Annotated in this window: 23 protein-coding genes; 16 read left to right on the top strand and 7 right to left on the bottom strand. The window is 71.3% G+C overall.

Annotated elements, in window-relative coordinates; genetic code table 11:
- Positions 1-36: 36 nt before the first annotated feature.
- The 3 genes from AB0K21_RS15050 (at position 37) to AB0K21_RS15040 (ending at position 2,161) form a co-directional block, all read left to right on the top strand.
- Entirely contained in the window at positions 37-492 is a 456-nt protein-coding gene (locus AB0K21_RS15050) for a hypothetical protein (RefSeq protein ID WP_343965768.1), read from the top strand.
- A gap of 173 nt (positions 493-665) precedes the next feature.
- A complete protein-coding gene (locus AB0K21_RS15045) occupies positions 666-1,136 on the top strand; it encodes a MarR family winged helix-turn-helix transcriptional regulator (protein WP_343965766.1) in 471 nt (156 codons plus the stop codon).
- Between the two features lie 50 nt (positions 1,137-1,186).
- Complete coding sequence (locus AB0K21_RS15040; protein WP_364150186.1) at positions 1,187-2,161, top strand: NAD-dependent epimerase/dehydratase family protein; 975 nt, start codon at positions 1,187-1,189, stop codon at positions 2,159-2,161.
- A 2-nt stretch (positions 2,162-2,163) separates the two neighbouring features.
- Here AB0K21_RS15040 and AB0K21_RS15035 read toward each other — a convergent pair whose 3' ends face one another.
- Both AB0K21_RS15035 and AB0K21_RS15030 read right to left on the bottom strand, forming a co-directional pair.
- Entirely contained in the window at positions 2,164-2,517 is a 354-nt protein-coding gene (locus AB0K21_RS15035) for a DUF3140 domain-containing protein (RefSeq protein WP_343965761.1), read from the bottom strand.
- A gap of 186 nt (positions 2,518-2,703) precedes the next feature.
- Entirely contained in the window at positions 2,704-4,041 is a 1,338-nt protein-coding gene (locus tag AB0K21_RS15030; protein WP_343965759.1) for an aminotransferase class I/II-fold pyridoxal phosphate-dependent enzyme, read from the bottom strand.
- Between the two features lie 620 nt (positions 4,042-4,661).
- On the opposite strand from AB0K21_RS15030, the gene AB0K21_RS15025 reads away from it, so the two are divergent.
- Together AB0K21_RS15025 and AB0K21_RS15020 are read left to right on the top strand one after the other, a co-directional pair.
- Positions 4,662-6,395, top strand: coding sequence for an ABC transporter ATP-binding protein (locus AB0K21_RS15025; RefSeq protein ID WP_343965757.1), 1,734 nt, complete (start codon positions 4,662-4,664; stop codon positions 6,393-6,395).
- Complete coding sequence (locus AB0K21_RS15020) at positions 6,392-8,407, top strand: ABC transporter ATP-binding protein (protein ID WP_343965755.1); 2,016 nt, start codon at positions 6,392-6,394, stop codon at positions 8,405-8,407. Before AB0K21_RS15025 ends, AB0K21_RS15020 begins: the two co-directional genes overlap by 4 nt.
- A gap of 139 nt (positions 8,408-8,546) precedes the next feature.
- Here AB0K21_RS15020 and AB0K21_RS15015 read toward each other — a convergent pair whose 3' ends face one another.
- Positions 8,547-9,590 (bottom strand): endonuclease/exonuclease/phosphatase family protein, encoded by a 1,044-nt coding sequence (locus tag AB0K21_RS15015; protein WP_364150180.1) that lies wholly within the window; start codon positions 9,588-9,590, stop codon positions 8,547-8,549.
- A 79-nt stretch (positions 9,591-9,669) separates the two neighbouring features.
- Between AB0K21_RS15015 and AB0K21_RS15010 the strand changes: the two genes are divergently transcribed.
- Complete coding sequence (locus AB0K21_RS15010) at positions 9,670-10,518, top strand: NAD(P)H-binding protein (RefSeq protein WP_364150177.1); 849 nt, start codon at positions 9,670-9,672, stop codon at positions 10,516-10,518.
- A 69-nt stretch (positions 10,519-10,587) separates the two neighbouring features.
- Positions 10,588-11,424, top strand: a complete 837-nt coding sequence (locus AB0K21_RS15005; RefSeq protein ID WP_343965749.1) for an NAD-dependent protein deacetylase — start codon at positions 10,588-10,590, stop codon at positions 11,422-11,424.
- Between the two features lie 33 nt (positions 11,425-11,457).
- Here the strand turns inward: AB0K21_RS15005 and AB0K21_RS15000 are convergent, their stop codons facing one another.
- The 4 genes from AB0K21_RS15000 to AB0K21_RS14985 all read right to left on the bottom strand — a co-directional run bounded on the left by AB0K21_RS15000 (position 11,458) and on the right by AB0K21_RS14985 (position 14,776).
- Positions 11,458-12,168, bottom strand: a complete 711-nt coding sequence (locus tag AB0K21_RS15000) for an HAD hydrolase-like protein (RefSeq protein WP_343965747.1) — start codon at positions 12,166-12,168, stop codon at positions 11,458-11,460.
- Positions 12,169-12,250: 82 nt separating this feature from the next.
- The gene (locus tag AB0K21_RS14995) at positions 12,251-12,931 is read right to left on the bottom strand and encodes an SDR family NAD(P)-dependent oxidoreductase (protein ID WP_343965744.1); all 681 of its coding nucleotides are present in this window, start codon (positions 12,929-12,931) and stop codon (positions 12,251-12,253) included.
- Between the two features lie 12 nt (positions 12,932-12,943).
- Positions 12,944-13,729 (bottom strand): sugar phosphate isomerase/epimerase, encoded by a 786-nt coding sequence (locus tag AB0K21_RS14990; protein WP_343965742.1) that lies wholly within the window; start codon positions 13,727-13,729, stop codon positions 12,944-12,946.
- 102 nt (positions 13,730-13,831) lie between these two features.
- On the bottom strand, positions 13,832-14,776 hold the full coding sequence (locus tag AB0K21_RS14985) for a 2-dehydropantoate 2-reductase (protein ID WP_364150172.1): 945 nt from the start codon (positions 14,774-14,776) through the stop codon (positions 13,832-13,834).
- A gap of 176 nt (positions 14,777-14,952) precedes the next feature.
- Between AB0K21_RS14985 and AB0K21_RS14980 the strand changes: the two genes are divergently transcribed.
- The 9 genes from AB0K21_RS14980 (at position 14,953) to AB0K21_RS14940 (ending at position 23,618) form a co-directional block, all read left to right on the top strand.
- Entirely contained in the window at positions 14,953-15,711 is a 759-nt protein-coding gene (locus tag AB0K21_RS14980) for a class II aldolase/adducin family protein (protein ID WP_364150169.1), read from the top strand.
- Positions 15,712-15,792: 81 nt separating this feature from the next.
- Positions 15,793-16,980, top strand: a complete 1,188-nt coding sequence (locus tag AB0K21_RS14975; RefSeq protein ID WP_364150166.1) for an alpha-hydroxy acid oxidase — start codon at positions 15,793-15,795, stop codon at positions 16,978-16,980.
- A gap of 141 nt (positions 16,981-17,121) precedes the next feature.
- Positions 17,122-18,318: an ABC transporter substrate-binding protein gene (locus tag AB0K21_RS14970; protein WP_343965733.1), complete on the top strand. Its 1,197-nt coding sequence runs from the start codon at positions 17,122-17,124 to the stop codon at positions 18,316-18,318.
- A 74-nt stretch (positions 18,319-18,392) separates the two neighbouring features.
- On the top strand, positions 18,393-19,253 hold the full coding sequence (locus AB0K21_RS14965; protein ID WP_343965731.1) for a branched-chain amino acid ABC transporter permease: 861 nt from the start codon (positions 18,393-18,395) through the stop codon (positions 19,251-19,253).
- Between the two features lie 46 nt (positions 19,254-19,299).
- Positions 19,300-20,319: a branched-chain amino acid ABC transporter permease gene (locus AB0K21_RS14960; protein ID WP_343965728.1), complete on the top strand. Its 1,020-nt coding sequence runs from the start codon at positions 19,300-19,302 to the stop codon at positions 20,317-20,319.
- 2 nt (positions 20,320-20,321) lie between these two features.
- Entirely contained in the window at positions 20,322-21,146 is an 825-nt protein-coding gene (locus tag AB0K21_RS14955; RefSeq protein ID WP_343965725.1) for an ABC transporter ATP-binding protein, read from the top strand.
- On the top strand, positions 21,130-21,834 hold the full coding sequence (locus tag AB0K21_RS14950) for an ABC transporter ATP-binding protein (protein WP_343965723.1): 705 nt from the start codon (positions 21,130-21,132) through the stop codon (positions 21,832-21,834). The genes AB0K21_RS14955 and AB0K21_RS14950 overlap by 17 nt, the downstream gene beginning before the upstream one ends.
- Before the next feature lie 12 nt (positions 21,835-21,846).
- On the top strand, positions 21,847-22,422 hold the full coding sequence (locus AB0K21_RS14945) for a hypothetical protein (protein WP_343965721.1): 576 nt from the start codon (positions 21,847-21,849) through the stop codon (positions 22,420-22,422).
- A gap of 50 nt (positions 22,423-22,472) precedes the next feature.
- Positions 22,473-23,618 carry an MFS transporter gene (locus AB0K21_RS14940; protein ID WP_364150159.1) on the top strand — a complete coding sequence of 382 codons (1,146 nt, stop codon included), beginning with the start codon at positions 22,473-22,475 and terminating at the stop codon, positions 23,616-23,618.
- Positions 23,619-23,697: the final 79 nt, after the last annotated feature.

Raw genomic sequence — 23,697 nt, 5'->3', positions numbered from 1 at the left:
CGCCGGTCTCTCCGTACGGGAAGGTACGGTCAGCTCATGTCCGAGCGCAGCATGCCGCACGACCTCGCCGCCTGGGCGTGCCCCCACGGGCAGGACGCTCGCCGGGGTTGCGCGACCTGCTACGAGGAATCGACCGACGGCGACCAGACCCAGCCCTCCTGGGAGGTCGCCGCGTGGTTCACCACCTCGCGGCCGATCCCGATAAGAACGCTCCAGGACGCGCACCACCACGACCGCCATTTCGCCCTCGACCAGCCGTCCACGCCGCTGGTCTACCTCCTGACCGGCCACGCCCGCGCGGGGGGCAGCGTGCAGGCGATCGCGGGCGTCGTCGGCTTCCTGCTGCACAACCGGCACGTGGTGGCCGACTTCACCGTGACCGAGACCCGCGCCACCCGCCGCTCGCCCGGCACCCCCGGCGCGCCCAACGCGACCCGCCAGACCGACAAGTGGCTCCAGGACCCGCGCCGCCCCGACGGGCGCCCGCGGTGAAGACGACCCTTCACCGAGCCGGTGCGCCCGGCCTGGCGATGCCGTCGGCGCGCGTGGGGCCGGTGCCCGTCCGAACGCCCACTCGGGGTGTGTGCCACCCCGTGGATGACAGCCACGGCGGGAGTCCCTAAGCTCGACAACACCATTGTCGAAATAGTGAGGCGGAGACGATCGTGCCGGCCGACCCTCCGGGCTTCGAACTTCCGCTCAGGCTCTTCCTCGGCTTCCGGATGCTCATCGACGAGCTCCACGTGGAGCTCGCCCGCCAGGGACACCCCGACATGCGTCCGATGCATGGGTTCGTCCTGCAGGCGATCGGCCCCGAGGGCACCACCGCCGTGGAACTCGGCCGGCGGCTGGGCGTCTCCAAGCAGGCGGCGGGCAAGACCGTGGACACCCTGGAGCACCTGGGCTACGTCGAGCGGCGCTCCGACCCCGGCGACGCCCGCCGCAAGATCGTGCGGCTCACCGAGCGGGGCTTCGACAGCCTCGCCCGGTCCGCGCGCATCTTCGAGGACCTGCGCGCCGGCTGGGCGAGGACCCTCGGCGAGGACCGCCTGCGCGCCCTGGAGTCCGACCTGCGCGCCGTGACCTCGGGGGACGTCTTCCGGCTCGACGTCCCCGGCTGGTTCGGCGGCTACTGACCGCGAAACGCTCTGCGGGTCACCTCGGCCGATTCGCCACAATGTGAGGTATGCGAATCCTGATCATCGGCGGCACCCGGTTCGTCGGCCGGCACATCACCGCGGCCGCGATCGCGGCCGGGCACCGGGTCTCCCTGCTGCACCGGGGCATGACGGGCCCCGAACTGTTCCCCGAGGCCGAGCACCTGCTCACCGACCGCAATGCCGACCTGTCCGTGCTGCGCGACCGGCACTGGGACGCGACGGTCGACGTCAGCGCCTACCATCCGGCGCAGGTCACCTCGCTCGCCGGCGCGCTCTCCACCGGCCAGTACGTCTTCGTCTCCAGCACCGCGGTCTACCAGGCGCCCGAACGGCCGGGCTTCACCGAGGACTCCCCGCTGGCGGAACTCGACGGGCCGATCCCCGAGACGGTGACCGGCGAGGTGTACGGGCCGATGAAGGTGCTGTGCGAGCGGGCCTCGGTGGACGCGTTCGGGCCCGCGACGCTGGTCGTACGGCCCACGTACGTCATCGGCCCGCATGACCACACCGGCCGCTTCACCTACTGGGTCAACCGGATCGCGCGCGGCGGAGAGGTCCTCGCGCCCGGCGACCCCGGCGACCCCATCCAGGTGATCGACGCCCGCGACCTGGCCTCCTGGGTCGTCTCCATGGTCGAGGGGAGGCATCCGGGCACCTTCCACGCGGTCAGCCCTCCCCCGCCGTTCTCCTTCGGCGACCTGCTGGAGGCGATCGTGGCCGAGGTCGGGCCGCCGGAGACCACCCTGACCTGGGTCGGGCAGGACTTCCTGCTCGCCGAGGGGGAGAACGGCCTGTCGCTACCCCTGTGGTCAGAAGGCGACCCGCAAAAATCGATCAACGCCGCCGACCCCGCCGCCGCCCGCGCCGCGGGACTCGGCCCGCGCCCCCTGGGGCGGTCGATCCGCGAGATCCGCGAGGCGGAGTCGTCCTTCGACACGGCCGACACCATCACCCCCGGCCGGGAGGCCGACTTGCTGGCCCGCTGGTCGGCGCGCGCCTGAGGTCAGCCCCGGAGCCGGGACGGCCGGAGCGGGTTGTGCCCGACCTCCAGCAGCGCCCGCCGCCGGTCGTCGTCGTCATCGCCGACCCTCCCCTCGGCCAGCGTGTCCTCGACGCGGTCGACGGCCTGCCGCATCGTCTCGATGTCGTCCGCGGTCAGGTCGTCCTTCCGCTTGCCGAGGACCCCGAGCACCTGGCGTCCGAGCGGCGGCATGGCCGACTCGGGGCTCCTGGCGACGCCCCCGTCCGCCGAGGCCGACGCCAGCAGGAAGGCGCGCAGCTCCTCAGACGTCATGTTCACCACCTCGTGGAACTCCTGCCACACCAGGTCGAGGATCAGATCCGATTGGTCGGCCACCGTGCTCTCCTCTCACGCCGGGCCCCTGCGGCCACGCCCCGGACAAGGACCGGCCGCCGGGTGATCGGATCTCCCCTGGCGGGGTGCGCGACGGCGGGCGCACGGCCGCCCTACCCCGGCTTCCACGCCGCTAACACGGGAGCCGGGATACGGGCGGATTTCAGCACAGCGCGGCGTATGCCCTCCTCAGGAGGGGTTGTCCACCGTGAAGCGCACGCCGGAGAAGCGGCTCCGCCACTCGGTGACCTCCGGCGCCACGGTGCCCGGGTCGACGTTCTCGTCCAGGCCGCGGGCGATGAACGAGGCCAGCTCCGGCATGTCCGCCTCGGTCATCCCGAGCCTGACGATCTCCGGCGTACCGATCCGCAGGCCGTTCACGTCCCCTTCGACCGCCTCCATCGGCAGGCCGATGCCGCTGCTGAGCAGGTTCGCCTCGCGCAGCCGCCGGGCGGCCCGCTGCCCGCCGCCGTAGCGGTGGGCCGGCACGGAGAACTGGTGGGAGCGGGTGCACCCCCGGTCGGCTGCGAAGATCGGGACGCCGAGGGCGAGCAGTTCGTCCGCCAGCCGCCGCGCGGTCGCGATCATCTCCTGCGCGTAGGCGGGCCCCGCCGCCTTCCAGTCGAGCATGGTCATGGCGAGCGCGGCGGTCTTGCCCGCGTCGAAGTTGGCGGTCAGTCCCGGGTAGGCGATCGCGTCGAGCCGCTCGGCCAGTTCGGCGTCGTCGGTCACGATGAGCCCGCCCGCCGGCCCGCCCAGGCTCTTGTACGTGCTCATGGTGATCAGGTGGGCGCCCTCCGCCAGCGGCTGCGGCCACGCCTTTCCGGCGATCATGCCGCAGAGGTGGGCGGCGTCGAAGAGCACGCGGGCGCCGACCGCGTCGGCGATCTCGCGGATGCGCGCCACCGGGTGGTGGAACAGGTTGAGACTGCCGCCGATGGTGATCAGCTTCGGCCGGACCCGCTCGGCGAGCTCGCGCAGGGCGTCGACGTCCACCGTGTAGCCGTCCGGCGTGACGGGGGCGGGAACGATGTTCAGCCCGTACAGGCCGGCCGCGCCGGGCTCGTGGTGCGTGACGTGGCCGCCGATGCTCGCCGGCGGGGCGATGATCGTGTCACCGGGTTCGCAGGTGGCCATGAAGGTGTAGAGGTTCGCCAGCGCTCCCGAGCCGACGCGTACCTCGGCGTAGCCGGCGCCGAAGACCTCGGCGGCCAGCTCGGCGGCGATGATCTCGATCTGCTCGATCGCCTCCAGACCCATCTCGTACTTCTCACCCGGGTACCCCAGTGACGGCCGCGACCCGAGACCGGCCGAGAGCAGCGCCTCGGCCCGGGGATTCATGATGTTCGTGGCCGGGTTCAGGTTGACCGACTCGACGTCGTGGATGCGGTGGTTGCCGGCCACCAGCCGTTCGATCTCGTTCTGGATCGAGGAGGCGGTCTGGTCCGTCACGGCCTTCAGTACGGACTGGACGCGATCCTCGGTGACGGTGGGCACCCACGGACGGTGGGCGAGGGCACGGGGCATCAGGTGATCTCCTGGCCGACAGGCAGACGGCTGTCGTGGTGATGTCAGGTTGTCTGCCACACGACGTTAGATCGCAGATGAGGCCCGCCGCATCGGGTGAAAGATGGGGTTTTTCGCGCCGTTTTCCTACATTTGCCGGAAAAAGATTCCGCGCTCCGCCGGAAACGATCACTTCTTTCACCGGGGCCCCTCCGGTCCCTCGAACACCACATGCGGCTGAACCGCAATAAATGGGTGAGCGACCTGTCCACTTGCTTTGTAGGATGACCGACGTGCCAGGGCTCCCTCATCCGGCAGGTGCTCACCGGCCCGATCGAGCCCCCACGACCGGCTGCGCCAAGGCCGCCGCCTGTCGCGCGCGACCATCGGGAGTTCGTCGAAAGCGACCCGCTGCCGCTCTCGGAGATCGTTTCCAGGCCACCGGTCGGGCTCCGCACCTCTCCCCATCTCGGCCCGCCCCCTTGACCTCAACCGAAGTTCAGGTCGCAGGCTGAGCCCGACACTCCCCCGCTGGAGGAAATCCTCATGATCCCGGCTACCGGGACGACGGACGAGACCGGCCGACGGCCGGCCCCCCGGTACGACGCCCCTCTCCCGGCCACCCCACCTAAAGAGACCCCATGCTGACCCGTCTGCTCCGCACCTACCTGCGCCCCTACTCGGCGGCGCTGACCGCCGTGGTGGTACTGCAGCTGGTCGGCACCATCGCCTCGCTCTATCTGCCCAGCCTGAACGCCGACATCATCGACCAGGGCGTGGCCACCGGCGACACCGGCTACATCCTCACCGCGGGAGGCTGGATGCTGGCCGTCTCCCTCGTGCAGATCGCCTGCTCGATCGCGGCGGTCTACTACGGCTCCCACGCGGCCATGGGCTTCGGGCGCGACGTCCGCTCGGCGATCTTCCACCAGGTCGGCGGCTTCTCCGCCAGGGAGGTCTCCCACTTCGGCGCCCCCTCCCTGATCACCCGCGGGACCAACGACGTGCAGCAGGTCCAGATGCTCGTCGTGATGACCTGCACGATGCTGGTCGCGGCCCCCATCATGGGCGCCGGCGGCATCATCATGGCGCTGCGCCAGGACCTCGGCCTGTCCTGGCTCATGCTGGTCTGCGTCCCCGCGCTGCTGGTCTCGATCGGCCTGATCATCGTCCGCATGGTCCCCCAGTTCCGCGCGATGCAGGAGCGCATCGACCGGGTGAACCAGGTGCTGCGCGAGCAGCTCACCGGCATCCGCGTGGTGCGCGCCTTCGTCCGCGAGCGTGAGGAGACCCGCCGGTTCGCCGAGGCCAACGACGAGCTGACCGACACCGCGCTGCGGGTGGGACGGCTGACCGCGCTCATCTTCCCCACCGTGATGCTGATCCTCAACGTCTCCAGCATCGCCGTGCTCTGGTTCGGCGCCGGGCGGGTGGACAGCGGCGAGATGCAGATCGGCGCCCTGACCGCGTTCCTGATGTACCTGATGCAGATCCTCATGTCGGTGATGATGGCCAGCTTCATCTCGATGATGATCCCGCGCGCCGCGGTCTGCGCCGAGCGCATCACCGAGGTGCTCGACACCGAGTCGTCGGTGACGCCGCCCAGCGACCCGGTACGGCAGGTGAGCGGCCGCGCCGAACTGGAGATGCGCGACGTCGAGTTCCGCTACCCGGGCGCGGAGGCGCCCGTGCTGTCCGGCATCTCCTTCCGGGTGGCGGCGGGACAGACCACCGCCGTGATCGGCAGCACCGGCTCCGGCAAGACGACGCTGGTCTCGCTGGTGCCCAGGCTGTTCGACGCCACCTCGGGCACGGTCTCGGTCAACGGCGTCGACGTCCGCGACCTCGACCCCCAGGTGCTCTGGTCGCGCATCGGCCTGGTGCCGCAGAAGCCGTACCTGTTCAGCGGCACCGTCGCCAGCAACCTGCGCTACGGCAACCCGGACGCCGGCGACGAGGAGCTGTGGGAGGCGCTGGAGGTGGCCCAGGCTCGCGACTTCGTCGAGGCGATGCCCGAGGGCCTGGAGGCGCCCATCACCCAGGGCGGCACGAACGTGTCCGGCGGGCAGCGACAGCGGCTGTCCATCGCCAGGGCACTGGTCAGCAAGCCCGAGATCTACCTGTTCGACGACTCGTTCTCGGCCCTGGACCTGGCCACCGACGCGCGGCTGCGCGCCGCCCTGCGCCCGCACACCGCCGAGGCCGCCGTCATCATCGTCGGCCAGCGGGTCTCCACCATCGCCGACGCCGATCAGATCATCGTCCTGGACGACGGCGTGATCGTCGGCCTGGGAACCCATGACGAGCTGCTGGATTCCTGCCCGACGTACATCGAGATCGTCGAGTCCCAACTAGCCGCGGAGACCGCAGCATGAGTGACAGTTCCACGACGACCGCGCGACCGCGGCCACCCGTCGGAGGCGGCGGCTTCGGCCGGGGCCCCATGGGAGGGGCCGGGATGCCCGCGGAGAAGTCGATGAACTTCGGGCCCTCCGCGCGGCGGCTGGCCCGGCGGATGAACCCCGATCGCCCGAAGCTGCTGGCCGTGATCGGCCTCGCCGTGATCAGCGTGGTGTTCTCCGTCGTCGGGCCGAAGATCCTCGGGTACGCGACGGACCTGATCTTCACCGGGGTGATCGGCAAGCAGTTGCCCGCCGGGACGAGCACGCAGCAGGCGATCGAGGCGGCCCGCGCCTCCGGCAACGACAACTTCGCCGACCTGCTCGCCGGGATGGACGTCGTACCCGGTCAGGGCATCGACTTCGGCGCGCTGGGCACGGTCCTGCTCTGGGTGCTGGCGCTCTACGTCGCCTCTTCGGTCTTCGCCTGGTACCAGGGTTACCTGCTCAACGACGTGGTGCAGCGCACCGTCTACCGGCTGCGGGAGGAGGTCGAGGAGAAGCTGAACCGGCTTCCGCTCAGGTTCTTCGACGGCCAGCCGCGCGGCGAGCTGCTCAGCCGGGTCACCAACGACATCGACAACGTCTCGCAGACCCTGCAGCAGACCATGAGCCAGCTGCTGAACTCGCTGCTGCTGGTGATCGGCGTGCTCGCGATGATGTTCGTGATCTCACCGCTGCTCGCGCTGATCGCCCTGGTGACCATCCCGCTGACGATGGTCGCCACCGGGATGATCGCCAAGCGCTCACAGCGGCACTTCGTCGCGCAGTGGAAGCACACCGGCACCCTGAACGCCCACATCGAGGAGGCGTTCACCGGCCACGAGCTGGTGAAGGTGTTCGGCCGCCGCCCCGAGGTCGAGGAGGTGTTCAGGGAGCGGAACGAGGAGCTGTTCAAGGCCAGCTTCGGCGCCCAGTTCATCTCCGGGATCATCATGCCGATGATGATGTTCATCGGGAACCTCAACTACGTCGCCATCGCCGTCGTCGGTGGCCTGCGGGTCGCCACCGGGGCGATGAGCCTGGGTGACGTGCAGGCGTTCATCCAGTACTCCCGGCAGTTCACCCAGCCGCTGACCCAGGTCGCCTCGATGGCCAACCTGCTGCAGTCGGGGGTGGCCTCGGCCGAGCGGGTCTTCGAGCTGCTCGACGCCGCGGAGCAGGAGCCCGACCCGGCCGATCCGGTGGTGCCCACCGCCAGACGGGGCCGTGTCGAGTTCGAGCACGTGTCCTTCAGCTACGACCCGGAGCAGCCCCTCATCGAGGACCTGTCCCTGGTGGCCGACCCCGGGCACACCGTCGCGATCGTCGGCCCGACCGGCGCGGGCAAGACCACCCTGGTCAACCTCGTCATGCGCTTCTACGAGCTGAACTCGGGCCGGATCACCCTCGACGGCATCGACATCACCGCGATGCGCCGCGACGACCTGCGCTCGCACATCGGCATGGTGCTCCAGGACACCTGGCTGTTCGGCGGCACCATCCGCGAGAACATCGCCTACGGCAACCCCCGGGCCACCGAGGAGCAGATCCTCGCCGCCGCGCGGGCCACCTTCGTCGACCGTTTCGTGCGCACCCTGCCGGACGGCTACGACACGGTGATCGACGAGGAGGGGAGCAATGTCAGCGCCGGCGAGAAGCAGCTGCTGACCATCGCCCGCGCCTTCCTCGCCGACCCGTCGCTGCTCATCCTCGACGAGGCCACCAGCTCGGTCGACACCCGCACCGAGGTCCTGGTGCAGCACGCCATGGCCGCGCTGCGCTCGGACCGCACCAGCTTCGTCATCGCCCACCGGCTGTCGACCATCCGCGACGCCGACCTCATCCTGGTGATGGAGGAGGGAAGCATCGTCGAGCACGGCACCCACGACGAGCTGCTCGCCACCCGCGGCGCCTACCACCGCCTGTACTCGGCGCAGTTCAGCGGCGCGGTGATCGAGGACGACGAGACGACCGCGGAGGGGGTGCCCACGCCGGTCTCACCGTGATCCGTCCGGCTCGGTGGCGGATCGGCACCGCCGTGGGGATCGACGCCGCCACCGTCGCCACGCTGCGGGGCGTCCTGCGCAGGGTCACCACCTCCGGCCACCGCGGAGAACGCGACGCGCCGACCGGCTCTCGCGGGGATCAGAACCTGACGCGGGCCATGACCGGCAGGTGGTCGCTGCCGGTGGCGGGCAGGGTCCAGGTGCTGACGGGGATCATCGCGCGGGTCATGACATGGTCGATCCTGGCGACGGGGAGGGCGACGGGCCAGCTGAAGTCGAAGCCCTCCCGCGCCGGGGTCAGCCGTGTGGTGAGGGGGGCCAGGCCCCGGTCGTCGAGGGTGCCGTTGAGATCGCCCAGCAGGATGACCCGCTCCAACCTCTCCGCGGCGAGGGCCGCGCCCAGCGCGACGGCGCTCTCGTCCCTCCGGCCGGAGCCGAAGCCCTCCGGCAGCCGGACGCGGAGCGAGGGAAGGTGGGCGACGTAGACGGCCACGTCGCCGTACGGAGTCCGCACCGTGGTCCGCAGCCCCCGGCTCCAGTCGCCCTCGATGCCCTTCGGCCTGATGTCCACCGGCCGGGAGTCCGTGAGGGGATAGGCGGACCAGAGCCCGACGGTGCCCACGACGGCGCGGTGGGGGTGGTCCGGCGCGAGGGCGGCCCCGTAGGCGGGCAGCGCCTCGGGGGTCACCTCCTCCAGCGCGACAAGATCCGCACCGGCCGCCGCCAGGGCCCGCGCGGTCCCGGCCGGATCGGGGTTGTCGTCCGCGACGTTGTGCTGGAGCACCGTCAATTGAGACACCGTCAATTGAGACACCGTCAATCGAGACACCGTCAATTGGGGCACCGCCGGGTCTGCCGCCCCCCGCCCGGCGGACGGCAGCCGGTCGCCGAAGAGAGCGGCCCAGACCGTCACCGGGAGCAGCAGGGCCACCGCCGCGAGGGCCGAACGCCGCAGCAGCGCCAGAACCGCCAGCGGGGGGACCGCCAGGCCGACCCAGGGCAGGAACGTCTCCAGCAGGCTGCCGAGGTTGCCCACGGCGTTCGGCACGGCGTCATGGAACACCAGCAGCCCGGCGACCAGCACGGCGAGCGACGCGAGAACCCGCCCGCGCGTCCACGGCGTCCCGGCCTTCCCGCCCTCGCCTCCGGAGAACGGCTGGCGCTCGGTGGACAACGGCCTCATCCTCCCTGACTCCGTTGACCTCAACCAAGGTTGAGGATGAAGACTGATCGCGACGTTCCCACTGACAAAGGAGATCATCATGATTCTGGTTACCGGGGCGACCGGCAAGGTCGGCGGTCAGGTCGTGGCCCGGCTCCTCGGCGCGGGCGCCACCGTGCGCGCGCTGGCCCGCGATCCCTCCTCCGCCAGGCTCCCGGAGGGCGCCGAGGTGGTACGCGGCGACCTGGCCGACCCCGGCGGCCTGGACGCCGCCCTGGACGGGGTCGACTCGGTGTTCCTCGTCTGGCCGACCCTCGCGGCCGACCACGCGGCGCCCGCGACCATCGAGAGGATCACCAAGTACGCCCGCCGCGTCGTCTACCTCTCCGCGCGCGGCACCTCCGACGCCCCCGACCAGGACCCGAACTCGATCCTCGGCTCGCATGCCCTCGTCGAGGGGCTGATCGAGCGGTCCGGAGCGGAGTGGACGTTCCTGCGGCCCGGCGGATTCGCCGCCAACACCCTGATGTGGGCCGACCAGATCCGCCGGACCGGCGTCGTCCGCTGGGTGCACGGCGCGGCCACCAGGACACTGATCCACGAGCGCGACATCGCCGCCGCGGGGGTGAGCGTGCTCACCGGCACCGGCCACGCCGGAGCGAGATACGTGCTGACCGGCCCGGAGGCGCTGACCCAGGTGGAGCAGGTGACCGCCATCGGCGAGGCGATCGGCCGGCCGACGCGCTGGGAGGAGATCGCACCGGAGATCGCGCTGCGCGAGCTGCTCGACCAGGGCTGGCCGCCCGCCGCGGCGGAGGGGATCATCGACGCGCACGCGCGGATGGTGGCCTCCCCGGAGACGACCACCTCCGTCGTGGCGGAACTCACCGGAGCACCGGCCACCCCGTTCCGCCGGTGGGCGGCCGACCACGCCGACGACTTCCGCTGACCTCGGAAGGCATCCGGAGAGGACGTGCCCGAGTCCGGCCGGGTAGGCGGGGTGGGTCAGTATGGGAGGGTGAGCGAGGATACGAGGGCGCTGGCGAAGCTGGTGGCCGCGGGCGGTGTCGTGGTGCTGAGCGGGGCCGGGATATCGACGGAGTCGGGGATTCCCGACTACCGGGGGCCGCGCGGCTCCCTGGTCCGGCACACCCCGATGACCTACCAGACGTTCACCGGCGACCCGGCCGCCAGACGGCGCTACTGGGCGCGGAGCTACCTCGGGTGGCGGGCGATGACCGGGGCGAGGCCGAACAGCGGCCACCACGCGGTCGCGCGGCTCCAGCGGCGCGGCCTGGTGGCCGGCATCGTGACCCAGAACGTGGACGGCCTGCACCAGGCGGGCGGCGCCGAGGCGGTCGTCGAGCTGCACGGCAGCCTGCATCAGGTGATCTGCCTGGACTGCGGTGATTCGAGCTCGCGTGAGGAACTGGATCATCGCCTGACGCTGGCGAACCCCCGGTTCGGTGCCCGAGCGGGCGCGATCAACCCGGACGGCGACGTGGAGCTGGCGGACGAGGAGGTCGACGGGTTCCAGCTGGTCGGCTGCCGGGCGTGTGACCGGGGGGTGCTCAAGCCCGACGTCGTCTTCTTCGGGGAGACCGTCCCGCCGGAGCGGGTCCGCGAGTGCTACGCCCTGGTGGAGCGAGCACGCCTGCTGCTGGTGCTCGGATCGTCGCTGACGGTGATGTCCGGCCGCCGGTTCGTGCTGCGCGCCGCGAAGCTCGGCATCCCCGTGGCGATCGTCAACCAGGGCCCGACCCGCGGCGACGGCTACGCGACGCTCGCCGTCGACGCCCCGCTGGGCACGGTCCTCCCGGAACTGGTCAGGCTCGTCGACGTACCGGCCTGCTGACGTACCCGCTTCCCCGCGGCACACGGAGGCGGCCTACAGATCCGACGGTCCCAGGAGGGCCCGTACCACGGCGGCGGTGTCGGCGAGATCCTCCAGCACCAGCTCCGCGCCGGCCTCCTTCAGAGCCTGGACGTCGCTGGAGCCGGTGGCGACGGCGACCACCCGCGCCCCGCCCTCAAGCCCGGCCAGGACATCGTTCGGCGTGTCCCCGACCAGCACCGTGTTCCGCACGGTGAAGGACTCCTCGTACTTCCGCGCGGCACGCCGCTGCGCCAGGCCCACCAGCACCGCGCGGTCCTCGTGGTCCATCCCGTAGGCACCCACCTCGAAGTCCACGAAACCCTCCAGCTCGAACGCCCTGAGCTTGCCGACCGCCAGCGGCTCCATGTTCCCGGTGAGCAGCGACTGGATCACGTCGGCCCGGCCCGCCAGCACGTCGAGCACCTCGCGCACCCCCGCCAGGACCCTGCCCCGCTGTGAGATCTCCGCCTCGTAGACGACGAACGCCTCGGCGAGGGCCGCGACGAAGGAACCCAGCAGTTCCTCCGACACCTCGACGTCGTGCATCCGGAGCGTCTCCGCCGTGATCGCCCAGTCGGTCCGCCCCGCCATGGCAGCGACCCGCCGCATCGGTTGCCCGGTCACCACCTGGAACGCCTCGGCGTAGATGTCCCTGCCGACCCCGTCGATGCTGACCAGCGTGTGATCGATATCCCACAGCACAAGTGTTCTAGGAGAGCCCATCATCCGAGCCTAGCGAAACGGACACCTCCCCCTCCGGGGGCCTCTCCCGCCGGAGACCCGCCGGAGACCCATCGGAAGCCGGTCAGCTCGCCATCCACCCGCCGTCGACCGGCAGCAGGGCGCCGTTCACGTACGACGCGGCGTCGGAGAGCAGGAACGCGACCGCGGTGGCGATCTCCTCCGGCTCCCCCGGCCTGCCCGCCGGGACGCGTGACATCAGCCAGGCGGTCTGGTCGGGGTCGGTCAGCCGGTCGGCGGTCATCGGCGTCCGGATGATCCCGGGGGCGATGGCGTTCACCCGCGCGCCGACCGGAGCCAGCTCCACGGCGGCCGCCCGGGTCATGGCGGCGATCGCCCCCTTGGCCGCCACGTAGTGGATCTGACCGGCGACGGCGTGCGTGGCCACGACGGAGGCGATGTTCACCACCGCGCCGGTCCTCCCCTGCGCCGACCAGCGCCGCGCCATCCCCCGGATGCCGAGGAAGGTGCCGATGACGTGCACGTCGAGCATCTTCTGGAAGTCGGCCAGGTCCAGCTCGGTGATGCCGGACCGGCTGCGGATCCCGGCGCAGTTCACCAGGCCGTCCAGCGGACCGGCCGCGTCGAGCGCCGACTCCCAGGCGGCCTCGTCCCTCGTGTCGAGGGCCAGACCTCCCTCGGGAGCGTGCAGGTCGGCTGGGACGGCCGTCCAGCCGATGCCGTCCAGATGCCGGCAGACCGCCGCACCGATCCCCGACGCACCACCCGTCACCAGAATTCTCAATCGGGTCACTCCTCAGATCGTCGTGCCGCCGGCGGCCAGCAGCCGCCGGGTGCTTGCGAGCAGATGTCCGGCCCTGGACGCGGGATCCCATCGGGCGGCGAGCCGGTCGGACTGGACCTCGACGCTGAGCGGGACCTCGGGGTGCACCCTGGCCAGCAGCTCGGCCAGGGGCAGGTCCCCCTCCCCCGGGGCCAGGCGATCGTGTCTCGCCTCCCAGGACAGCGCCTGGAGTCCCTGCGGCGCGCGCGCCGGCGCGTCGCAGAGTTGCACGTAGCCGATCCGTCCCGCCGGGACTCCGGCGAGATCCTCGGGGAGCTCTCCGGCACGGTGCAGGTGCAGCGCGTCCACGAGCACGACGGCGTCGACCGCGCCGGTCAGCTCCAGCACCTCCAGCGCGGCGGCCAGCGTCGGCACGCCGGTGAACCGCATGAACTCCAGGGCGATCCGGACGGTGTGGTTCCTCGACGCCTCGTAGAGCCGGGACAGGTCGGATGCCGTGGCGGAGTCGTCCCGGTGCTCGCTCACGGTCAGCAGGAACCGTGCCCCGAGCGCGTCGGCCAGGTCGAGCAGCCGTCGCTGGTGGTCCGGGTCGCGATCCGGGCCCAGCCGCACCACTTCGAGGTCGAGCAGCCGGAGTCCGAGATCGTCCGCCTGGCGGCGTAGCCGCTCCGCTTCGGCGAGGCCGACGGAGCCCGGGTCGAGGCGCAGGCCGGCCGCGTCGTAGCCGGCCGCGCTCGCCGCCTCAAGGATCCGCGCGGGAGCGGCGTCAAGCACGGTTCCTGCCGCGAGTGAGATCACCGTCGTGCCACCCTTCGGCCGGGGAGCCGCGGACCCGCAGCCTGCCGACCACTAGTCGCTAGAAGCATTACCACGTAACTGCCCGGAGGGTCGGCACGGCGCTCACCTGACCCCGAGCGCGCCGAGCATCTCCAGCACGACGCCGTGCGTCGGCACCGGGACGCCCTGCTCACGGCCGATTCGATGGACGGCGCCGGCCATGCTCGACAGCTCGGTCCTGCGGCCGTTCATGACGTCGGCGCACATGGACGTGTAGTGCTCGCCGGTGCCCTCGAACACCTGGCTCGCGTGGGCCCAGGCGCGCTCCGGGTCCAGCCGCACCTGCTGCGTGAGCGCGACCGCCACCACCTCGTCGAACATCCGCCGCACCAGGGACCTGCCCTCGTCGCTGGCCCACACCTGGCCCACGGTCAGCCGCAGGACCGAGCTGACCGGGCTCATGACGGCCAGGGCGAGCTTGCGCCAGATCTCCTCGCCCACCTGCGGGAGGTACGCCGAGGGAATGCCGGCGGCGCTCAGCGCGGCGACGACGCCGGCGGCGCGCGCGCCGCCGCGAGCCTCCCCCATCTCGCCCAGGTAGGTGAAGGACTCGCCCGCGGCGGTGGCCCCGGAGACGGAGATCCGGCCGGGGCCCTGCAGCGCGGCACCGACGGTCGTGGTGCCGACCAGCGAGCGCTCGCCGCCGAAGACGGCGGCGAGCCGGGCCGCCAGCCCGAGCCCGTTCTGCAGGCTGACCGCGACCCCGCCCGGCGTGAGCGCGGGCGCTACGGAACGCGCCGCCGCCGAGAGGTCGTACGCCTTCGTCAGGATGACGACCACGTCCAGCGATCCGGGGGGCAGGTCCTCGGCGTGCGGGCTGACGTCGAGGGCGACGGTCCACGGCCGCCCGTCGGGCGGCAGCACGGTGAGACCCCGTGCCGCGACCGCCCGTACATGCTCACTGCCACGGCCGATGAGGACGACGTCGTGGCCGGACCTGGCGAGAAGTGCCGCGAAGGCGGACCCCATGCCTCCGGCCCCGAGGATCCCGATGCGTCCCGCCTTCATCAGTCCTCCATCTGGACGTCGCGCCGCCGCCGTCGCCTCGGCCCGGGGCGCCCGCGGGTACGGACAGTGACTCGAACCAAGCGTCACTAGAACCCTAGCGCCGGAATAGTCGCACGGCTAGCCTTCCTCGGACAGGCGGTGCCGCCGTCCGAGCGGCAGCCGAATCGGAGGATCACATGACTCTCACCGCGAACGTGAGTGCCGCTCCCTCCCACCGCGTGAGCGAGAGCGACCCCCGCTTCCAGATCTCAGCCGCCCGGCGGATCCTGCACCGAGAGGGTCTCGACAGCCAGGTCGGGGGCCACGTAAGCCTCAGGGTGCCCGGCGAGGACGCGTTCCTCGTCACCCCGTTCCAGTACTTCGACGAGACGCTTCCCGAGCACGTGAGCAAGGTCGGATTCGACCTTGAGGTCATCGAGCCCGCCACGCTGCCCGCGTCGGTCGGGATCAACTTCCACGCGTCCATCTACCGGGCCCGCCCCGACGTGAACTGTGTCATCCACACCCACGCCAAGAACATGTCGGTGCTGAGCACGACGGACGAGCCCTACGGCGTGTACTACGACTACGCGGCGCTGCTGCTCGACGAGGTGGTGCCGTGGGTGGACGACCCGAACCTGGTGCCGTCCGAGGAGGGCGAGCTCATGGTCGCGGCGCTGGGCGGGCGCAAGGCCCTGCTCATGGGCCACCACGGATCGCTGCACGTCGGGGACACCCTTGAGCACGTGACCGTGGAGGCGCTGCTGATGGAGCTCTGCGCGGGCTACCAGCTGGCCGCGATGGCGGTCGGCGGCAGGCCGCTGGACCGCACGACCGCCGAGAGCTACCGCTCGGCGTACCTCAGGAGCAGCTTCCGCGAGCAGATGTGGGCGGCCAACTACCGGCGGCTGCGGCGCAGCGACCCCGATCTGTTCGCGGTCCTCGACCTGGGCTGACCCCGTCACAGCCACCCCCTGACGCGGGTCCCGCCGGCGCGCGGCCCGCGTCGGGAACGTTCCCGTACCAGGAGGAAGCAAGTGCACAGGCGGCAGTACCGGCGGGCGATCACGCTGCGGGACCTGCGGGAGGCGGCTCGGCGCCGGTTGCCGAGGATGGTGTTCGACTTCGTCGACGGCGGTGCCGAGGACGAGTTCACCGTCGGGGAGAACCGGCGCGCGTTCTCCGACATCACGTTCCGGCCGCGCGTGCTGGTCGACGTCGGCTCACGTCCCCAGGCGGTCACGGTGCTGGGCCGGCGGTTGGAGACGCCGGTCATACTCGGACCCACCGGGCTGGCCCGGATGGTGGGCCGCGCCGGCGAGGTCGCGGCGGCCGTCGCCGCCGAGCGGTCCGGCACGGTGTCGGTGGTCAGCTCGGGTTCCAGCGTGTCGTTCGAGGACGTGGCGCGCTCCGTCACCTCGCCGCAGTGGTTCCAGCTCTATCCCTGGGGAGACCGCGGCACGATCCAGGCGCTCATCTCGCGCGCCAGGGACTGCGGGTTCGGCGCCATGGTGGTGACCGTCGACGTCCCGGTCGTGGGAGCTCGGGAGAAGGACCTGCGCAACGGCCTGACCGTCCCGCCCCAGGTCAACCCGCGCACCGGCTGGGACGTGCTGAGCCATCCCCGCTGGCTGGCCGAGCTGCTCACCGGCCCCAAGGTCACCTTCGCGAACTTCACCGGGCTCATGCCGGAGCAGCGCAGCACCAGCGGTCTCGCCGCCGCGACCGCGGGCCTGCTGAACCCCGGCCACACCTGGGCGGACCTGGAGTGGATGATCGCCGCCTGGGGCGGCCCCGTGCTGCTCAAGGGCGTGATGACGAGCGAGGACGCCCGGCGGGCGGTGGAGGTGGGCTGCCAGGGCGTCGCGGTCTCCAACCACGGAGGCCGCCAGGCCGACTCGCTGCCCGCGGCGCTCGACGTGCTGCCGGAGATCGTGGCGGAGGTCGGCGACGAGGTGGACGTCGTCCTCGACGGCGGGGTGCGCCGGGGCGGCGACGTCGTCAAGGCACTGGCACTCGGGGCGCGGGCGTGCCTCGTCGGCCGCCCCTGGCTCTACGGCCTGGCCGCCGGCGGCCAGGCCGGTGTCGGCCGGGTCCTGGAGATCCTGCGTGAGGAGATCGACCGCACCCTCGCACTGATCGGACAGCCGGGTGTGGCGGGCCTGGACGAGTCGGCGATCCGCGTCCGGCCCGGGCACGGCCGGGCGCATCCCCCCGCTGACTAGCGAAGATCACTCTGGAGCGTTCGTCGTTAGACTCTTGACGACGTATCGACCGCTTCGTAGATTAACGGGACGTTACACACCCCGTACTCCCCATTCCCCCCACGGCTCCTTCGGAGGACCCGGATGGCTCGCAAGCCACACATGGTCACAGCGGCATTCTTGGTCGCCGCGCTCGCAACCGCCTGCGGAAACGTCTCAAGCGACACCGGCACCTCCGCCAGTTCGGTGGAGGCGCCCCCAGGGATCACCAAGGACGAGATCACACTAGGCGCTACCCTGCCACTTACGGGTACGGCGGCGATAGCCGGTCAGGGCCTCGAAGCCGGCATGCGGATCGCCGCCGACGAGATCAACGCCGCCGGGGGGATCAACGGCCGCAAGATCAAGCTGGTCCTGCTCGACGACGGGTTCACCGCGGACCGTGTCGTCACCAACGTGCGCCGGCTGGTCTCCCAGGAGAAGGTGTACGCGCTGGTCGCACCCTCCGGGTCCCAGGGCCTGCCCGGCACCTGGTCCTTCATCGCCGAGAACGGCACCCCGGTCTGGGGTCCGGTCTCTCCCGCGGACCCCAAGCAGCAGGAGGTCTACCTGCTGAGCGCGACGCGGGCGAGCCAGCAGCAGGTCGCGATCGACTACTTCGCCAAGCAGAAGTTCACGAAGCTGGCCGTCATCAAGCAGGACAACGACCTCGGCGTCTCCATGAAGCAGGCTCTCGACCTGCAGATGCCCAAGCACCCCGATGTGAAGATCGTGGCCGAGGAGGACGTGCAGCCCGGCTCGACCGACGTGAGCTCGGTGGTGAACAAGGTCATCGCCGCCAAGCCCGAGGCGGTGCTCCTCGCGACCGACAACAACCAGGTCGCCCTGATCCTGCAGCACCTGCGCCAGCGCAACGTCACCATCCCGGTCTTCGCCGACCAGGGCGGGGCCGGCACCGGTGGCACCAGCGCGGTGGGCCCCGCCGGCGCGGCGGCCGAGGGCTTCATCGGCGGCATGCAGGCCGATGTCGTCTCCACCGACAACCCGAGCGTGGAGCACTGGCGGTCCCTCGCCAAGCAGTACTCGGGCCAGCAGGGGGAGAGCGGGTTCTCGCTCCAGACGTACAGCTTCCTGAAGGCGTTCGCCGAGCTGGTCAAGCGGATGGGTGACGACGTCTCCTACGCCAACTTCAACAAGACGGCCGAGGGCCTGGCCGAGAACCCGATCTCGCTGGGCTCGATCCCGGACATCGCGTGCGGCAAGCTCCCCGAGGGCCACACGTGCGTGCAGCAGGCCGGTCTGGCGGAGTTCAAGGACGGCAAGTGGTCGGTCCTGCAGAAGTTCACCGCACCTGAATGAGCCGCGACCGACCGGCCGGGCACTCTCCCGGCCGGTCGGAGAGGCGAGAACGTACCGGACCGAAGCGGAGAGACATGTTGCAGACAGTGCTCAGCGGACTGGAGTCCGGGAGCTGGTTCGCGCTGCTGGGCCTGGCCATCGTGGTGGTGATGAAGGCGGCCGACGTCCCGAACTTCGCGATGGCGGAGATCGGGCTGGTGGCCACGTACGTGGGTACGGCGCTGAACGCCCTCGGCGGCTCGTTCTGGCCGGCCGTGGTGGTCACCCTCCTCGTCGGCACCCTGCTCGCGATCGTCATCGACCTGGCGCTGATGCGCAAGCTGGCGAAGTACGGCCACTTCCCGCTGCTCCTCATGACCATCGGCCTGTCCCTGGCGTTGAACGCCCTCATCGGGCTGATCTGGGGTCATGAGCCCCGCAGCTTCACGGCACCCTGGTCCGGCAAGTACGTCGAGATCGCCGGTCTCGTCGTCAGCTGGGCGCAGGTGGTCACCATCGTGGTCGGCGCCCTCGGAGCGATCGGCATCACCGCCTTCTTCCGCTCCCCGACGGGTGCCCAGATGCGGGCCGTGGCCGAGAACCGGGCGACCGCACGGCTGGTCGGGGTCAACGCCGGCCGCCTGTCCGCGATCGCCTGGGGTATGGGCGGCCTGATCGCGACCATGGCCGTCATGCTGCAGGCGCAGTCGACGCTGGTCTCGACCCACTCGGCGGCGTCGCTCATCCTCTACGGGTTCGTCGCGGCCACCATGGGCGGATTCGTCTCGCTGTTCGGCACCTTCGTCGGCGGCCTCGCGCTGGGCATCATCCAGCAACTGGTAGGCACCTACATCTCGACGTCGGCGCAGTTCGCCGTCGCGTTGCTGGCCGTGTTCCTGGTGCTCATGCTCCGCCCCGACGGGTTCACCAAGGGTCTGAGGTTGCGGGATGTCTGAGACGGGACAGGTCACAGCGACGACCACGTACACAAAGGATCCGAGCATGGGCATCGCCGGTGTCGAGGCGGCCGCCGGGCCGCAGGAGCACAAGGTCCGGTACACCAAGGCCGCGGTGGCGGTGGCGGCGCTGCTGCTGCTGTTCGCGGCACCCTTCGTCGTCAACAGCTACCTCCTCTTCGTACTGAACCTCACCCTCGTCTACGCGGTGGCCACCCTCGGCTTCAACCTGCTGGTGGGCTGGTCGGGCCAGATCGGCCTGGCGCATGCCGCGCTGTTCGCGATCGGCGCGTACGGCAGCGCGATCGCCATGGCGCAGGGGGTACCGTTCCTCGTCACGATTCCGCTCGTCGGGCTCCTGGCAGGCGGCCTGGCCGTGCTCATCGGGTTCCCGGCCATCCGGCTCACCGGCTTCTTCCTGGCCATCGCCACGCTGGCGCTGGGCATGGCGATCGTGGAGCTGTTCAAGAGCGCACGCTCGCTGACCGGCGGCGGAGGCGGTCTGAGCGTCCAGGTGTTCACGCTGCCGGGCATCACCGGCAGCGCCTCGACGTACTTCGTCACCCTCGCCGTCGCCGCGATCGGCTTCTTCCTGGTCCGCAGGTCGTTGATGGGGCGCTTCGGGCGTACCCTGCAGGCCGTCCGGCACCTGGGGCAGCTGTCCGGATCGCTCGGCGTCTCGGCACTGCGTTACCGGCTGATCGCCTTCGGCCTGTCCGGGTTCATCGCCGCCGTCGCGGGGTCGTTGTACGGCCAGTTGCAGACGTTCATCTTCCCCGCCATGTTCGAGATGAATCTCCTGGTGCCGATGCTCGTCATGGTGTTCGTCGGCGGAGCGGGCTCGCACTGGGGTCCGCTCATCGGCGCGGCGTTCGCGGTGGTGCTGATCGAGCTCTTCCAGGACCTGGGAGACCTGCAGGCCATCGCCTACGGGGCGGTCCTCATGATCGCCATCGCCGTCCTGCCCGGCGGCCTGGTCTCCCTGTTCGCCACATTCAGGGACTCACGGTCGATCGGGCGGTTTTTCGCACGAGGGACCGCGTCAGACCGGTCGGAGGTGAGTTGACGATGTCGATCGACACTTCAACGGGCTCGGCGATGCCGAACTCCGTTGCCGGTGAGGCGGTCGCCGAACTGGACGGGATCAGGATGTCGTTCGGGGGCAACGTCGTCCTCGACGATGTCAGGCTGCCGGTGCACCCCGGCTTCACCGGGCTGATCGGCCCCAACGGCGCCGGCAAGACGACCTGCCTCAACGTGATCTCGGGATACCTGCGCCCCGACCAGGGGGACGTGCGGATCGGAGGTCGGAGCGTCGTGGGCAGGTCCGCGCACCAGATCGCGAAGCTCGGCGTGTCCCGCACCTTCCAGACCCCCCGGCTGATCCCCGACCTGTCCGCCGTCGAGAACGTGATGGTGGGCGCCGGGCGTCATTTCCGCGGCGGGCACCTCGCCGAGCTGTTCGGTCTGCCGACCGCGCGGCATGACGAGAGGCGGCTGCGCGGCCTGGCCCGCGAGCTGCTGACGACGTTCGGGCTGGGAGAGCATCCGGAACGCGCGGCGAGCCAGTTCCCGATCGGCAGCCAGAAGATCATCGAGGTCGCGCGGGGCCTGCTGAACGAGCCGCGGCTGCTGCTGCTCGACGAGCCCGCGGCCGGTCTGGGCGCCGAGGACGTCGACCGGCTGGTCACCGGTCTGACCAGCTGGGCGACGGGTCGCGACGCGGCGGTCCTGATCATCGAGCACGACCTGGAACTGATCACCCGGCTCTGTCCGAACGTCGCCGTCCTGCACTTCGGGCGCATCATCCAGTCCGGTGCCCCGCGGGACGTGCTGCGCGACCCCGTCGTTGTCGAGGCCTACCTGGGAGCCGACTTTGCTACTGGAGATTGAGGACGCGCGCACCGGCTACGGGCGGCTGGAGGTCCTGCACGACGTCTCGCTGAAGGTGGCGGAGGGGGAGATCATCACCGTCCTCGGGCCCAACGGCACCGGCAAGACGACGCTGATGCGCCTGCTCTCGGGCGTACTGCCGCTCTGGTCCGGCCAGGTGCGCTTCGACGGTGCCGACCTGGGCAGGACGACGCCGGAGAAGCGCGCCGCGCTCGGCCTGTGCCAGCTGCCCGAAGGCCGGGGGATCTTCCAGACCCTGACCGTGGGCGAGAACCTCCACCTCGGAACGGCGAGCCGCAAGGCGTCCGCCGCGCAGATCCGGAGTGACCGTGACCGCGTCCTGGGCATCTTCCCCGAGCTCGCGGGACGGCTGGCGGCCTCGGCCTCCTCGCTCTCCGGCGGCCAGCAGCAGATGCTCGCCCTGGCCAGGGCGATGATGGGCCGGCCCCGGCTGCTGCTGATCGACGAGCTCTCGTTCGGCCTGGCGCCCAGGATCGTGCACGACCTGTTCGAGGTGGTGCGCGAACTGCGCGACGACGGTGTCACCTTCCTCATCGTCGAGCAGCAGGCGTCCGCGCTGCGGGTCTCCGACCGCACGTACGTCATGCGCAACGGTCGCAACGAGCTCGACCGGGCCTCCGACGAGCTGCTGGCCTCCAACGATCTGGTCGCCTCCTACCTGCGCTGACAAGGAGAGCCCGTGACCGCAGAGTCCCTCCACCTGATCCCGCTCCCCGAACGGTTGCGGTCGCTGGATCCACCGCCCGCCGAGCACGTCCTCGCCCTGGTCGAGGAGGAACACGCGCGGTGGCGGCAGCTGCACGACCGGCTGATCTCCCTCATCGCCGGTCTGCTGGACATAGCGGCCACCGGCCTCCCGCTGAACGACGTCATCGACACGCTCATCGGTGAGGCCACCGTCGGGCTCGACGAGCTGGTCGGCACCCGGATCGAGGCCGGTGAGGTGGCGGCGCTGCTGCGCGCGCACGGCTCGGTCGGCACGGTGGAGACGCGCGGCGACACGACCACGTTCCGCCACGCCTGCGGCAGCGGGCAGCGGTACTGGCGCGACAACCCCGGAACGGCGACGGTCGCCGAGGGCGAGGTGCCGGGAGTCCCCGAAGGGCGCCCGCGATACTGCGCCCGGTGCGTGCGCAGCATCGCGACCCATGGCGGGAGCGCCTGGACGGTGACGCCTCCCCCCGGTCCGGACGTGCCGTGTGTCTGGACGGTCTCGGCGGGTGCCGTCTCCGGCCCGAACGACGAGTCACCCTGACCCGCCCCGAGCGGGCCGCGCTCGCGTCGCGCGGCACCGGGATGTGGCCGGTGATCATCACGTGCGGCCTGGCCATCGGGCTCGGCGCCGGTCCCGGCTTCCTGTTCGGTTTCGTCGGTCCGGCGCTCCAGGACGAGCTGGGGATCAGCCGCACGGGCCTGGGGCTGCTCATCGGGCTGTTCTTCGGGTTCACCGGCCTGGCGTCGCTCCTCGCGGCTCGCGTCGGGGCGAGGTTCGGCGCCCGCCGCTGCGTGGCCCTGAACATGATCACTGTGGCGGTGGGCGGGACGGCCGCGGCGCTCGGGGGGAGCTATCCGGTCCTGGTGCTCGTGGCCGTGACGGGCGGCGTCGCGTACGCGTTCGGCAACGTGGGCACCAACCTGGCGGTCATGGCGGTCGCCCGCCCCGGCGCGGGTGGCTTCGCCCTGACCCTCAAGACGGCGGGCGTGCCGGTGATCGCGAGCCTGCTGGCCCTGGGCGGCGGGTGGGTCGACACCGTCGGATGGCGTGCGGTGGCATGGAGCCTGGCGGTCGCGGGCTGCCTGGCGGCGGCCGCCGCGCTGGTCATGCTGCCCCGCACCGGCGGATCCTCGGTCACCGCCCGGCCGGAGCCGCCCCTGCGGCCGGGTTTCCGGGCGCTGCCCCTCGCGGCCTTCCTGTTCATCTGCGGCTCCCAGCCGCTGCAGTCCTGGCTGGTCACGTACGTGCACGACGAGGTGGGGCTGCCGCTCACGCAGGCCGGGCCCCTGACGGCCGCCGGAACGGTGCTCGCCCTGGGGGGCATGCTCGGCGCGGCGCGGTGGGCCGACCGGCTGGGAGCCCGGCGGCGGGCGGTGTTCGTCGCGCTGATCTGTCTCTCCACCGCGGCGGGTGTCGTCGCACTGCTCGCCGGGGCCCGCTGGTGGCCGCCGCTCGTCGCGGCCGGAGCGGTGCTGGGACTGGCGGCGAATCTCGCGGGCTCGGGGCTGACCCACGCGGTCGTCGTCGACCGGGCCCCGGAGTCCGTGGGCCGGGCGTCCGGGGTCACCATGGCCGGCTACTACACGGGCGCGCTCGTCGCGCCGTGGGGCTTCGGTGCCGTGGCCGACGCCACCGACGGCTACGAGGCGTCCTGGGCGATGTGCGTGGTGCTGCTGCTGCTCGCGGCGGTCGCCTACTGGTGGACGCACCGGACACTGCCCGTGCGGTCCGGCTAGGGACAGGCGCCCCGACATCGACATCGACATCGGCGCGCCCGCCCACCTCACCCCAGACGCAGAAGCCTGGCGGCGTTGG

This window comes from Streptosporangium sp. NPDC049248, assembly GCF_040678965.1.
GTDB classification, from domain to species: domain Bacteria; phylum Actinomycetota; class Actinomycetes; order Streptosporangiales; family Streptosporangiaceae; genus Streptosporangium; species Streptosporangium fukuiense.
The sequence above is the reverse complement of the archived record's forward strand: the minus strand, read 5'-3'. Positions and strand labels throughout refer to the sequence as shown.